We start from the raw sequence: 12,859 nt of genomic DNA, 5'->3' as shown, positions 1-12,859 counted from the left end.
CGCCGTGGCGTACGCCGTGCACTTCGCCGCGACCATCCTGGCCTGCTGGCTGACCGCGCAGGTCCTCGCCGCCGCGCGCTGGACGTGGCGTGCCCCCCGGGTGGCGATCGTCTGCTGGCAGGCGGTCGGGTTGGCGCTCGGGCTCTCCGCGATGGGGTTGCCGATGGCGGTCGGTCTCGCCGCGTACGACCGGCCGACCGGCAGCGCGCTGCTGGCGCTCGCCGACGACCTGGCCCACGGCACGCTGCCGGCCGGTGTGGGCGCGGTGCACCTCAGCCTGGTCGGGGTCGGTTTCGGCATCGGCGCGGTGCTGCTCACCACGACCGTGCGCAGCGTGCACGGCGCGGTACGGGCGCAGCGCCGGCACCGCGAGCTGCTCACCCTGGTCGCCCGGCGGGACCCGACGATTCCCGGCGCGCTGGTGCTCGACCATCCCAGCGCGGCGGCCTACTGCCTGCCCGGGGTGAAGCCCCGGGTGGTGGTGAGCGCCGGCACGGTCGACCTGCTCGACCCGGCGGAACTGGCGGCGGTGCTGACCCACGAGCGGGCACACGCCCAGGAGCGGCACGACCTGGTGCTGCTGCCGTTCACCGCGCTCTGCCGGGCCCTGCCCTGGTTCCGCTGGGTGCGCGACGCGCACGCGCGGGTGGCGCTGCTGGTCGAGATGCGCGCCGACGACAAGGCCCGGGAGCTGCACGCCGAGGAGCCGCTGGCCGGCGCGCTGCGCCGGTTCGCCGCCGCCGGGCACCGGGTCACACCGGCCGGCACGCTCGGCCTGGGCGACCGCGACCTCGACGTACGGGTGCAGCGGCTGTTGGTCGCGGACCGTCCGCCGCGGGTGCTCGGCGCGACCGCGCTGGCCGTCGCCGGCACGCTGGTCTTCCTGCCGGTCTCCCTCTTCCTGAGCTGAGGCGTCCCCTACGGGACTTCTCCGGGTGCGCGCACGCCAATAGGTAGGCAAGCTACGTGTAGGGTTCCTACGACAAGCGAGCCAACCCGTGGGAGACACGACCATGGACCCCCTGCTCCTCGCCCGCCTGCAGTTCGCCACCACCACCTCGATCCACTTCCTGTTCGTGGTGGTCACGCTCGGCCTGGTCACGCTCCTGGTCGGGCTGCAGACGGCCGGCTACCTGACCGGCAAGCCGGTGTACGAGCGCCTGACCCGGTTCTGGGGCCAGCTCTACGTGATCAACTACGTGCTCGGCATCGCCACCGGGATCGTGATGGAGTTCCAGTTCGGGCTGAACTGGAGCGGCCTCTCCCGCTACGTCGGCAACGTGTTCGGCGCGCCCCTGGCCATCGAGACGCTCGTCGCGTTCTTCCTGGAGTCCACGTTCCTCGGCATGTGGATCTTCGGGTGGCACCGGCTCCGGCGCGGCGTGCACCTCGCGCTGCTGTGGGGCGTCGCGCTCACCGCGTACGCCTCGGCGTTCTGGATCATGGTGGCGAACGCCTGGCTCCAGAACCCGGTCGGCTACGAGGTCCGCGACGGCGTCGCCCACCTCACCGACTTCGGCGCGCTACTCACCAATCCCACCTTCGGCATGGCGTTCGGCCACGTCGTCTCGGCCGGCCTGGTCACCGGCGGCCTGCTGATGGCCGCGGTCAGCGCCTGGCACCTGCTGCGGCGTACCCCCGACTTCGCGCTCTTCCGCACCTCGCTGCGGATCGGCCTGGTCACCGCGGCGCTCGCGGTGACCGCGCTCCAGGGCTTCGGCTTCGCCCAGTTCGGCCCGGTCGGGCAGGTCCAGCCCACCAAGTTCGGCGGCGGGCCGGCCCGGGACGCGACGGTGGCCGACTGGACCGCCCGGTTCGGCCCCGGCGACTGGGACCCGCCGGTGCTGTCCAGCGTCGGGCTCGGCTTCATGATCCTGATCGGCTTCGCCCTGGGCTGCGTCTGGCTCCTGCTGCCGCTGCTCTGGCGCGACTGGATCATCCGGCTGCGGTTCCCCCTCTGGCTGGTCCTGCTCGGCCTGCCGCTGCCCTTCGTGGCCGTGCTGCTCGGCTGGATCGCCCGCGAGGTGGGCCGCCAGCCCTGGGTGGCGTACGGGCTGTTGCCCACCGCCCAGGCCGTCTCGCCGGTGTCGCCCGGGCTCATGCTCACCTCGCTGACCGGCTTCAGCCTGCTGCTCGGCACTCTCGCGGTCACCAACTGGACGTTGATGGCCCGGCACGCCGCCCGGGGCGCGCTCGACCCCGCCCTGGGCCGCCCGCCCGCGCCCGACACCGATCCCGACCACCAGCCCGTGTTCGCCTGAGGAGCCCGCCGTGGAACTCGCCTGGTACGCCCTGCTCGGCCTCTTCTTCGCCACCTACCTGGTGCTCGGCGGCTACGACTACGGCGTCGGCCTGCTGCTCGCCCGGCGCGCGGACCAGGCCGCCCGCCGCGCGACGCTCACCGCCGTGGGGCCGTTCTTCCTCGGCAACGAGGTCTGGCTGGTCGCCGCCGTCGGCATCCTGTTCGGCGCCTTCCCCACGCTGGAGGGCGAGCTGCTCTCCGGCTTCTACCCGGCGGTGCTCGGCGCGCTGGCCGGCGTCGTGCTGGTGACCGCCGGGGTGCAGTTGCGCAGCCGGCCGGTCGCCAGCTCCGCCCGCGCCGGCTGGGACCGGGTGGTGGTGGTCGGCAGCGTGCTGGCCGCGCTCGGCTGGGGCGCCCTGCTCGGCGGGCTGCTCCAGGGGGTGCCGCTCACCGCCGACGGGCACGTGGCCGGCGCCGGCCACCTCGTCACCCCGTTCGTGGCCGCCGCCGCGCTCACCCTGCTGGCGCTGGTCGCGCTGCACGGTGCGACCTTCCTCACGCTCCGGCTGCCGGCCGCCGACGCCGCAGCGCTCGCCCGGGTCGCCCGCGGGCTGGTGCCCGCCGCGCTCACCGCGATCGCCACCACCACCGTCCTGGGGCTGCTCTCCGACCGGGTACGCGCCGCCGTGGGGCGGCCGGCGGTCGCCGCACTCCTGCCGATGGCGCTGGTGGCGGCGTTGCTGGTGGCCCGCGCGGCGCTGCGCCGGGGCCGCGCCGTGGTGGCCTTCGCAGCGACCGCGACGGCGCTGGCGCTCCCGGCCCCCCTGGTCGGGGCCGCGCTCTGGCCCCGGATCCTGGTCTCTACGACGGACCCGGCGGCCTCGCTCGCGGTCGCCGACGCGGCGGCGAGCCGCCCGACGCTGGCGCTGCTGGGCTGGCTGGTGCTGCCGCTCGTGCCGGCCCTACTAGGCTTTCAGGCGATGTGCTGGTGGGTGTTTCGAGGACGGACCGACGGCCGGGCACCGGTGTACTGGTGAACCGCCGCCCGTTCGACCCGCGTCTGCTGCGTCGGGTCCCCGCGGCCCGGCGCGACCTCGCCGTGCTCGCGGTGCTGGGCGGGCTGACCGCGCTGCTGGTGGTGGCCCAGGCCACCGCGCTGGCCACGCTGCTGGCGACCGCGATCGACGGGCGGCTGCACAGGCCCGCGCTGGCGTGGTTCGTGGCGGCGGTGGCCGCCCGGGCGCTGGTCAGCTGGGCCCAGGGCACGGTGGCGGCGCGGGCCGCGGCCACGGTCAAGGCGGCGCTGCGCGCCGACCTGCTGCGCGCGGTCGGCCGGCACGGTCCCACCTGGGTCGCCGGCCGGCGGGCCGGGCAACTGGCCACGCTGGCCGGGCGGGGGCTGGACGCGCTCGACCCCTACTTCACCGGCTACCTGCCCCAGCTGGTGCTGAGCGTGACGGTGCCGGCGGCGGTGCTGGCCCGGATCGTATTCGCGGACTGGAGCTCGGCGCTGATCATCGTGCTCACCATCCCGCTCATCCCGATCTTCGGGGCGCTGCTCGGCTGGCAGGCGCAGGCCGCCACCGAGCGGCAGTGGCGGCGGTTGTCGCTGCTCGGCGGGCACTTCCTCGACATGGTGGCCGGGCTGCCCACACTGCGCGCGTTCGGCCGGGCCCGGGCCCAGGTCGACGTGGTGCGCCGGATGGCCGACGGCCACCGCCAGGCCACCATGCGGACGCTGCGCATCGCGTTCCTGTCCGCCCTGGTCCTGGAGCTGGTCGCCACGCTCTCCGTCGCGCTGGTCGCGGTGCCGGTCGGCATCCGGCTGCTCGGCGGCGGGATCACGCTCTCCACCGCGCTGCTCGTGCTGCTGCTCACCCCGGAGGCGTACCTGCCGTTGCGGGCCGCCGGCAGCCGGTTCCACGCCAGCATGGAGGGGCTCACCGCGCTGGACGAGGCGCTCACCCTCTCCGCGACCGACGCGCCGAACGCACCCACCGCCGCCGGGCGCACGGCCCCGGACGGCCGCGGCGAGATCCGCTTCGAGGGCGTGACCGTCGCGTACGACCGGACGACCGCGCTGCGCGACGTCACGCTGACCATCCGGCCCGGCGACCGGGTGGCCGTCATCGGGCCCAGCGGCGCGGGCAAGAGCACGCTGCTCAACCTGCTGCTCGGCTTCGTCCGCCCGACCAGCGGGCGGATCACCGTCGACGGCACCGACCTGGCCGAGGTCGACCCGGACGCGTGGCGCCGCGAGCTGGCCTGGGTGCCGCAGCGGGCCCACCTGTTCGCCGGTTCGCTGGCCGACAACATCCGGCTCGGCGCGCCGGACACCCCGGACGACGTGCTGGCCGCCGCGGTGACCGACGCGGCGCTGGACGAGGTGGTCGACGCGCTGCCCGACGGGCTCGACACCCGGCTCGGCGAGCGCGGCCACGGCCTGTCCAGCGGGCAGCGGCAACGCGTCGCGCTGGCCCGGGCGTTCCTCCGGGACGCGCCGGTGGTGCTGCTCGACGAGCCCACCGCCCGGCTGGACAGCGCCAGCGAGGCGGTGGTCCTGACCGCCACCCGGCGGCTGGTCGCCGGCCGGACCGCGTTGTTGGTCGCGCACCGGCCCGCGCTGCTGGCCGACGCCGACCGGATCCTGCGCGTCGAGGACGGCCGGGTCACCGAACTCCGCCCGACGACGACCGGCCCGGCGGTGACCCGGTGAGCGCCGGTGACGGTGTGACGCCGGTGGGCCGCGTGCCCGCCGGGCCGACCTCGGTCGCGGCGGAGCCGTCCGCGGCGCCGGAACCGCCGGCGCCCACCCGCCCGGACGCGGAGCGGGTCGTGCTGCGTCTGGCCCGGCCCTACCTGGGCCGGCTGCTCGGGGCCGGGCTGCTCACCGCGGCGACCGAGTTCGCCGGGCTCGCGCTGATGGCGACCGCGACCTGGCTGTTGATGAGCGCCGCCGGCCGGCCGCCGCTGGACCGGTTGACAGTGGCCATCGTCGCGGTGCGGGCGCTCGCGGTCGGCCGGGGCGTGTTCCGCTACACCGAACGGCTCGCCGGGCACGACGCCGTGCTGCGCATGATCACCGACGTCCGGGCCCGGGTCTTCGCCGCGCTCGCCGCCCGACGCGAGGGCGCCGACCGACGCACCGGAGACGCGCTGAGCCGGCTGGTCTCCGACGTGGAGGCGGCCCAGGACCTGCTGCTGCGCGTGCTCGTGCCGGGAGCGGCGGCGGTCCTGGTCAGCCTGCTCGCGGTCGGAGGCGCGGCGCTCATCTCGCCGCCGGCCGCCGGCGTGCTCGCGGTGGGCCTGCTGGTCGCCGGCGTGGCACTGCCCGCGCTGGCCACCCGGCTCACCCGCCGGGCCGCCGACGAGGTGGCCCCGCTGCGCGGCGCGCTCGCGGTCGACGCGGTCGACCTCACCCACGGCGCCGCCGACCTGGCCGCCTTCGGCGCGACCGACGCCGCCCTGGCCGCCGCCGAGGGGCGGGCCGGGCGACTGGCCCGGCTGGAGCGCCGGCTCGCCGCCGTCGGCTTCGCGGTGGACGCCACCGGCGTGCTGGTGGGCGGCCTCACCGCCGCCGCGGTGGTGGTCGTGGCGCTGCGCGCGGGCGTGGGCGGGGTGCTGGTCGGCGTCCTCGCCGTCGGCACGCTGGCCGCCGTCGAGGTGGCGCTCGCCCTGGTCGCGGCGGCCCGGCAACGCACCCAGCTCCGGGCCGGGCTGGCCCGCGTCGCCGACCTGCTCACCGAACCGGCCGTGACGGAACCGGTCGGCGCGACGGAGCCCGTCACCGGCGGCCACGACGTGCGGTTCGAGGACGTGACGGTCCGCTATCGGGCCGGAGCCGCACCGGCCCTGGCCGGGTTCGACCTCGACCTGCCGGCCGGCCGCCGGGTGGCCGTGGTCGGCCCGAGCGGCGCCGGCAAGAGCACGCTGGCCGCCGCGCTCACCGGCGCGGTACGCCCCGCCGCCGGCCGGGTCACCGTCGGCGGCGTGCCGGTGTCCGAGCACCCGGCCGACCGGCTTCCCCGGATCGTCGGCGGCCTGCTCGCCGAGGCGTACGTCTTCCACGCGACGGTGCGGGAGAACCTGCTGCTCGGCCGCCCCGACGCCGGCGAGGCGGACCTGACCGCCGCGGCCCGCGCCGCCGGGCTCCTCGACTGGGTACGCGACCAGCCCGAGGGCTGGGACACCGTGGTCGGCGAGCAGGGCGGGCAGCTCTCCGGCGGCCAGCGGCAGCGGTTGGCGCTGGCCCGGGCGCTGCTCGCCGCGCCGCCGGTGCTGGTGCTCGACGAGCCGACCGAGGGGCTCGACCCGGCGGCGGCCGACGCGGTCCTCGACTCCGCGCTGGCCGCCACCCCCGCCGGGCACTCGGTGCTGCTGATCAGCCACCGGCTCAGCGGCCTGGCCGGGTTGGACGAGATCCTGGTGCTGGAGGGGGGCCGGGCGGTGCAGCGCGGCCGGCACGAGGAACTGGTGGCGCGCCCGGGCTGGTACCGGGAGCAGTGGCTGCGCCAGGAGGCGGCCGAGCGCGGCTACCTCGCGCTCGCCCCCTGACGCGTTCCGGGGATTTCCCCGACGCCACCCGCGCCCGCCGGTGGCAGGCTGGTGCCATGCGGGTGGATCAGGGAGCAGGGGTCGACGGCCGGCTGCGCGAGTTGTCCGGGCGGCTGCACGGGCCGACCCGGCTCAAGGCCGACCTGCTGACCGAGGCGCGGCACGCGCTGGAGGACGCCGTCGAGGCGTACCGGGAGGGGGGCCTGCCGCGGGCGGAGGCCGAGCGGCGGGCGGTGGCCGAGTTCGGCAGCGCCGCCCAGCTCGTGCCGGGCTACCAGGCCGAGCTGGCCGCCGGGGCGCTGCGCGGGTTGGCCCTGCGCACGCTGGCGGTGGCGGTGGTGCTCATGTCCGCCGGCGACCTGACCTGGCGGGGATCGAGCTGGAGCGCCGGACCCCGGCCGCCGTCGGGCTACCTGCTGCTCTCCGCCGCGTTGAACGTCATCTGGGCGGTGGTCGCCGGGCTGGCCCTGCTGGGGCTGCTGCTCGGCGCGCTGGCCGCCCGGCGGGGCTCGCCGCGGCTGGTCCGGTCGGCCCGCGCGGTCGGCTTCGGACTGACCGGTGGGCTGCTGCTCGGCGCGCTCGCCGGGGGCGCCCTGTTCGGCTGGTCGGTCCGCCTCTGGGACGCCGCGCTGACCTGGCCTCCGATGATCGTCGGCGCGGTGGTGGTCTCGGCCGCCTGGTTCGCGCTGGCCCGGGCGGCCCGGTGGTGGCTGCTCAGCAACCGCGTCCCGCGGCCGGCCGGGTGACGGGTCAGGCCGGCGCGGTCGGCGGCTCGTCGGCGCCGAGGAACCGGCCGACGGTGGCGCTGAACTCGCGCCAGCCCGCGCGCTCCCCGGCCAGCGCCCGGCCGCCGGCATCGGTGAGCTGGTAGGTGCGTCGTTCCCGGCCGTTGACGGTGCTCCACGTGCTGTCCACCAGCCCGGCCCGCTCCAGTCGGCGCAGCGCCGGATAGATCGTGCCGGTGGGCAGGTCGAGCGTGCCTCCGCTGCGGGCCCGCAGCGCCTCGATGATCGCGTAACCGTGCAGGGAGCCCCGCTCCAACACGGCCAGCAGCAGCGCGTCCAGGTGTCCGTGCAGCGCCTGCGCCTTCATGTGTAGCGAGCCTACTTGTCGGGCGCGCGGGACGCCACCGGGGTGCGGCTCCCGGCCGGAACCGGTCGCCCACTAGGGTATGTGCGCAGAGTCACTCGGCGGCGCGACGCCGTCGGGTGGGCAACCGAACGCACACGGAGGTCAGCGTGGCCCGCCAGTCGCCCCAACGGCCCGACGCCGACGAGCCCGAGCTCGACGAGACCGACGCGTCGGCCGCAGCAGACGAGGTCGAGGTCGACCGCCCGGCGGCTGACCGCACGCTCTGGGACGAGGTGCGGATCGACCCGGTGGAGATCGCCCTTCCCGCCGGCACCGGTTTCACGCTCCGGGCCTACCGGACGGCGCGCGAGCTGACCCCGACCGACGTCGCCGAGCGCGACGAGGACGACCCGTTCCTGGCCCGCCGTCAGGTCGTCGAGACCGAGGAGGACGAGGAGGTGGTGATCCTCGACGAGGAGTTCGCCGCCCTCTCCGCCGAGAAGGACGACGAGGACGAGGAGAAGGACGGCGGGCGCGCCGGGGGACGTCGCCGGGGCAAGGCCGGGGACGCCGGGGCCGAGACGGACGAGGACGAGGCCGACGAAGCCGAGGACGAGGACGACGAGGACGAGGACGACGCGGGCGACGAGGAGGTGCCGGTCTTCCTCAGCCACAAGGGCCGGCTGCTGCTGTTCAAGACCCCCGAGTCGCTTGTCACTTTCATCCGTTCCGGTGCGCCCAACGACCTGTCCCAACTGGACAGCTGGAATGAACTGTCCGAACGGCTGGAACCGGCCGACATCGCCCCGCTGGACGAGGACACCTACGAACTCGACCTGGTGGTGGAGAACCTTCGCGGCGGCCACGACGCGTGGGATCCCGCGCTGCTGATCGAAGCCGGCGAGATCGCCCGTGACCTGTCGTACGCCCTGCGGCTACCGGCCGTGCTCGACATGCTCTCCGCCGGCTCCAGCCTGGACGATCTGGACGAGGCGCTGCGTGCTTCTGTCAATGGCGGAATCGGTGGTTTCCTGGGTCGGCGCCGGCTGAAGAAAATCGGGGCACAAACCGCAAGTTTGGGTTGGCGCACCATTGTCGGCAAGATCTCTGCGGTTGTGGACTGGCGCGACTGACCCGTAGCGGGGAGCATCAGTCTCTGGCAGAACAAGACCTGTGTCCCGGGAGGAGGACGACGCCGTGGCGCTCGTGCGCGTGTACTGCGGTCTGGCCTCGGCAGATCCGGCCGACCGAACGGCTTCGGCCGGAACGACGCTGACGTCCGCTGTGGTCGACGACGCAGGCCGTCTGCTGCACGTCTGTGAGATCGGTGACGAGCCCGCCGGCTACGCCCGGCTGGTCGCGCTGCTGGTGGAGCGGTCCGGTGGGCCGAGTGGGGTGGCGATCGCCGCCGACTCCGACGACCACACCGTCACCTCGCTGCTCAGTGCCGCCGGCCGGCCGCTGGCGATCGCCGACGACGACTCGGTCGACGACTTCGCCGAGCGCTTCGCCGACGACGACTCCCTCGAGGAGATGCAGTCCTCCCCGGTCGAGCGCCGGGCGGTGGGGCTGGCCCGGGCCCTGCAGGCGGGCGCGTTGTCCGCGGTGACCCTCCCGGCGCCGCGTGACCTCGCCGGCTACAAGCAGGTTCTGGCCGCGCACGCGGCACTGGCCAGCGGGCGGCACTCGGCCGCGGTGACGCTGCGCGAGGTCCTCCGCGAGCTCTACCCGGCGGCGCTGCGCGCGTACCCGGATCCCGCCGAGCCGGTCGCCCTGGCCGTGCTCGACGCGCTGCCCGAGCCGGGCATGCTGACCGGCGCGTCCGGTCGCGGCCGCGACGCCGGCCTGGCCGCCGACGCGGTGACCGCGCAGCTGGCCGCCGACGGCCTGGCCGACGCCGACCGGATCGACGAGGCCGTGACCGCGCTGCGCGTCGCCATCTCCGAGACGCCCCGGCGGGCAACTGTCAACCGAGCGCTCACCGCCGCCGTCGCCGAGACGGTGCGACAGGCCGTCGCGTCGGTCCGGGCCTGCGACGCCGGCTGCGACGCGCTGGTGGGCGCGCTGGCCGAGCGGGCCGCCCCCGCGCCGGTGGCCGGCCGCCGGGCCGCTGCCCGCCGGGGCGAGCAGGTGGACGAACTGACCCCGACCGCGTCGACCGGGCTGCGTCCGGTGCGCCCGGCCGAACCCGAGCCGACCGTCGAGCACGCCCTCCGGCGGGCCCGCCCCGAGCCGGCCCCCGACACCGGCGAGCCGGGTGGTCGCCGCGCCCGCCCCGAGCCCGTGCCCGGTGGCCGGCGCAGCCGCCCGGAGCCCGTCTCCGGTCCAGCCGCACCGCCGTCACCCCGGCCCCTTGGCCCGCCGCCGGTCGCGCCCGCGCCGGTGGCTCCGCCGCCGGTCGCACCCACCCCGGTCGCCCCGGCGGCGACGCTGGGCCGGCCGATGTCGGCTCCCCCGAGCCGACCCGAGCCGACCGGTGCGCCCCTGCCGTCGCGGGTGGACGGTCCGACGAACCGGCCGATCTCCGCCCCGCCCCCGCCACCGCCCGGCATCACGCCGATCGCCCCGTCCCAGCGCGGCGCCGTGCCGCCCGCCGACGCCGGCGAGCCGTTCCGCCCGACGCTGACCACCGCCGCGATCAACAAGGCGCGGGCCGAGCGGCAGCGCACGGTGATCCCGCCGCGCCCCAAGACCAACCAGGAGCCGCCGACCGGCGGGTTCAGCGCCACCGACCTGAGCGTTCCGGTGCCGAGCCCGCGCCCGTCCGCGCCGGAACCCGCCCCGCCGGGCTCCCGCGCCAACTGGCCGCTGGTCAACACCGGGGACGACCAGAACGACCGGGAGCGGGAGGCGCCCGCCTACCCCTACGGGCGGAGCGTGGACGCGCCGAGCGACCCGGGACGGGTCACCCCACCGTGGCTCGCCGACGACCTGCCCCAGGAGCCGCCGATGCTGCGCCTGGTGGAGCCGCCGCCGCTCGCCGACCGGGCGCTGCGCAACGAGCTGGACCAGCCGACCGACCCGGGCCTCGACACGCCCCCGCTGCGTCTGGTCGACCCGGCCGACGCCGCGCGTCGGGCACCCCGCGCCGAGCTGCCCCCACCGTTGGAGCGGCGTCCCGCGCCCAAGGAGCACCGGCCGCCGCCGGTGTCGGACGAGGGCGACGGTGACCTGCTGATCTTCGCGCAGGCCAAGTCGGCATGGTTCGTCGGGCACGGCGACGAGGCGGACCTGGAGTGGTCGAGCACCGCGGACACCGGGTGGCAGGCAGCCGAGCAGGCCGCCCGCCCGTCGGTGGGCTCGGAGACCAAGGCGGGCCTGCCGAAGCGGGTCCCCCAGGCCAACCTGGTGCCGGGCTCGCCACTGCGCGAGGAGCGTCCACTGCGGATCGTCCGCAACGCGGCCAGCCTCGCCGAGAACACCACGGGCTACTTCCGGGGTTGGCGTCGCGGGCAGGAGATCGGTGGCTTCGCGGTCGGCGGTCGGCCGGGCCGCGAGGCGGCCGGCGGCTGGGACTTCAGCCGGGACACCGGCGACCGCGACGACGAGCGGGAATACGAGTACCGCTCGGCCGGATACCGGTCCTGACCACCACGCCTCGGCGTGTTCCTACCCACACCCGGACGATTTGACGTCGGGTCCGGCCGGCCGGGAACATACCCGGCGGACCAGCGGCGGCGCCTGTTCGCCGGGGTGGGAAGGCGACTCCATTGGCGACACCGGCATTCGACTCCACCGTGCTCACCCGTCGGGGCGTTCTCGCCGCCGCGGCCGGCAGCCTGCTGCTGGCCGGCTGCGGGCCGCAGGGGCAGCGCCCGGGTGACGGCGGGACCAGCAGCGCACCGGGCGACCAGGACCTGATCGTCGGCGCGAGCCTGGAGCTGAGCGGACGCGGCGCGACGCTCGGCGTGTTGCAACGCCGCGCGCTGGAGATCACTGCGGAGTCGCTGAACCGGACCGGCATCCAGGTCGGCACCCTGCTCCGGTCGATCCGGTTGGACATCCGGGACAACGGCGGCAGCCCGGAGGTCGCCGCCCGACAGGCCGCCGAGCTGACCCGCGCCGGAGCGCAGGCACTGGTCGGTGGCGTCCTCGGTGAGACCGCCGCGGCCCTCGCGGCGGCGGCCCAGCGGCTCAAGACGCCCTACCTGTCCCTGGGTTACGGGGACCGCATCGTGCTCCCGCTCCAGGAGCGTACGTTCAGCTTCAAGCTCACCCCGGACGGCACCGACATGGCCCGCCGGATGGCGGACCTGCTCGAATCACAGCGGATCCGCCGGGTGGTCCTGCTCGCGGCGGACGGACCCCACGGCGACTCGGGCGTGCGGGCCGTACGGGACGCGCTCGACAACAGCGGGGTGGACCTGGTCCGGACGGTACGGCTGCCGGAGACCGGGCGGAGCTTCCGGTCCGCCGCCGAGCGCGCCGCCGCCGGCAAGCCGGACGGGATCATCGTCTGGGGCACCGCGCCCGACTCCGGTGACGCGGCACGGGAGCTGCGGCGCGCCGGCCACCGCGGCCCGCTTTTCTTCGACGCCGGGGCGGTCGCCGACGACACCGTGAGCGGCGCCAACGCGACAGCGGTGGAGGGGGCGTACGCCGTGCACCCGGCCTGCCTGGGCGGCTCCCCGCTGACCGCCACCAGCACCGCGCAGGTGGCCCGCCAGGACTTCGACCGGCGTTACGCCCAGAAGCACGGCACCTCGGTCGCCTTCGCCCCGTACGCGTCGGACGCGCTCCAGCTCCTGGCCGCGTCGGCGCGGAAGGCGACGAGCCTCGACCGGGGCCGGTTGCGGGCGTTCCTCCAGACCCAGATGGCCGAGGGCATCGCCGGCGGCTACGCCTTCACCGAGGGCCGGCACGGTGGCATGGAGGCCGACTCGCTCGGCGTCTACCTGGTCTCCCAGGGCAGCTGGACCCGGTACGCCTGACGGCCGTCCGGTGACCGTCCCGGCGGGGCGGTCACCGGGCGACCGCGCACCGCATTCGACC

General features: G+C 76.2%; 10 protein-coding genes. 9 read left to right on the top strand and 1 reads right to left on the bottom strand.

Annotated features, from left to right (window positions below; all coding sequences use genetic code 11):
* The first annotated feature begins 4 nt into the window (after nt 1–4).
* The 6 genes from O7600_RS22905 to O7600_RS22880 all read left to right on the top strand — a co-directional run bounded on the left by O7600_RS22905 (nt 5) and on the right by O7600_RS22880 (nt 7,542).
* Nucleotides 5–910: a M56 family metallopeptidase gene (locus O7600_RS22905; protein WP_281590503.1), complete on the top strand. Its 906-nt coding sequence runs from the start codon at nt 5–7 to the stop codon at nt 908–910.
* Nucleotides 911–1,013: 103 nt separating this feature from the next.
* Nucleotides 1,014–2,261: a cytochrome ubiquinol oxidase subunit I gene (locus tag O7600_RS22900; RefSeq protein ID WP_281590501.1), complete on the top strand. Its 1,248-nt coding sequence runs from the start codon at nt 1,014–1,016 to the stop codon at nt 2,259–2,261.
* Between the two features lie 10 nt (nt 2,262–2,271).
* Complete coding sequence (locus O7600_RS22895; protein WP_281590499.1) at nt 2,272–3,279, top strand: cytochrome d ubiquinol oxidase subunit II; 1,008 nt, start codon at nt 2,272–2,274, stop codon at nt 3,277–3,279.
* Nucleotides 3,276–4,958, top strand: a complete 1,683-nt coding sequence (gene cydD, locus O7600_RS22890; RefSeq protein WP_281590497.1) for a thiol reductant ABC exporter subunit CydD — start codon at nt 3,276–3,278, stop codon at nt 4,956–4,958. Before O7600_RS22895 ends, cydD begins: the two co-directional genes overlap by 4 nt.
* Nucleotides 4,955–6,796, top strand: coding sequence for a thiol reductant ABC exporter subunit CydC (cydC, locus tag O7600_RS22885; RefSeq protein WP_281590495.1), 1,842 nt, complete (start codon nt 4,955–4,957; stop codon nt 6,794–6,796). Before cydD ends, cydC begins: the two co-directional genes overlap by 4 nt.
* A gap of 56 nt (nt 6,797–6,852) precedes the next feature.
* Nucleotides 6,853–7,542 (top strand): permease prefix domain 1-containing protein, encoded by a 690-nt coding sequence (locus O7600_RS22880; RefSeq protein ID WP_281590493.1) that lies wholly within the window; start codon nt 6,853–6,855, stop codon nt 7,540–7,542.
* A gap of 4 nt (nt 7,543–7,546) precedes the next feature.
* Here the strand turns inward: O7600_RS22880 and O7600_RS22875 are convergent, their stop codons facing one another.
* The gene (locus O7600_RS22875) at nt 7,547–7,888 is read right to left on the bottom strand and encodes a helix-turn-helix transcriptional regulator (RefSeq protein WP_091582343.1); all 342 of its coding nucleotides are present in this window, start codon (nt 7,886–7,888) and stop codon (nt 7,547–7,549) included.
* Between the two features lie 116 nt (nt 7,889–8,004).
* Here O7600_RS22875 and O7600_RS22870 point away from each other — a divergent pair, with 116 nt between their 5' ends.
* The 3 genes from O7600_RS22870 to O7600_RS22860 all read left to right on the top strand — a co-directional run bounded on the left by O7600_RS22870 (nt 8,005) and on the right by O7600_RS22860 (nt 12,798).
* Nucleotides 8,005–9,000 carry a DNA primase gene (locus O7600_RS22870; RefSeq protein WP_281590491.1) on the top strand — a complete coding sequence of 332 codons (996 nt, stop codon included), beginning with the start codon at nt 8,005–8,007 and terminating at the stop codon, nt 8,998–9,000.
* Between the two features lie 40 nt (nt 9,001–9,040).
* A complete protein-coding gene (locus tag O7600_RS22865; RefSeq protein ID WP_281590489.1) occupies nt 9,041–11,455 on the top strand; it encodes a transposase in 2,415 nt (804 codons plus the stop codon).
* 122 nt (nt 11,456–11,577) lie between these two features.
* Nucleotides 11,578–12,798 (top strand): ABC transporter substrate-binding protein, encoded by a 1,221-nt coding sequence (locus O7600_RS22860; RefSeq protein ID WP_281590487.1) that lies wholly within the window; start codon nt 11,578–11,580, stop codon nt 12,796–12,798.
* Nucleotides 12,799–12,859 lie beyond the last annotated feature (61 nt).

The organism is Micromonospora sp. WMMA1998 (assembly GCF_027497375.1).
GTDB lineage: Bacteria > Actinomycetota > Actinomycetes > Mycobacteriales > Micromonosporaceae > Micromonospora > Micromonospora sediminicola.
This window is presented reverse-complemented; position numbering and strand designations above follow the sequence as displayed.

Bases quoted from the DNA above. Each gene is read 5' to 3' on its own strand.
- O7600_RS22900 (WP_281590501.1), top strand. From the start codon at position 1,014: ATGGACCCCCTGCTCCTCGCCCGCCTGCAGTTCGCCACCACCACCTCG.
- O7600_RS22880 (WP_281590493.1), top strand. From the start codon at position 6,853: ATGCGGGTGGATCAGGGAGCAGGGGTCGACGGCCGGCTGCGCGAGTTG.
- O7600_RS22875 (WP_091582343.1), bottom strand. From the start codon at position 7,888: ATGAAGGCGCAGGCGCTGCACGGACACCTGGACGCGCTGCTGCTGGCC.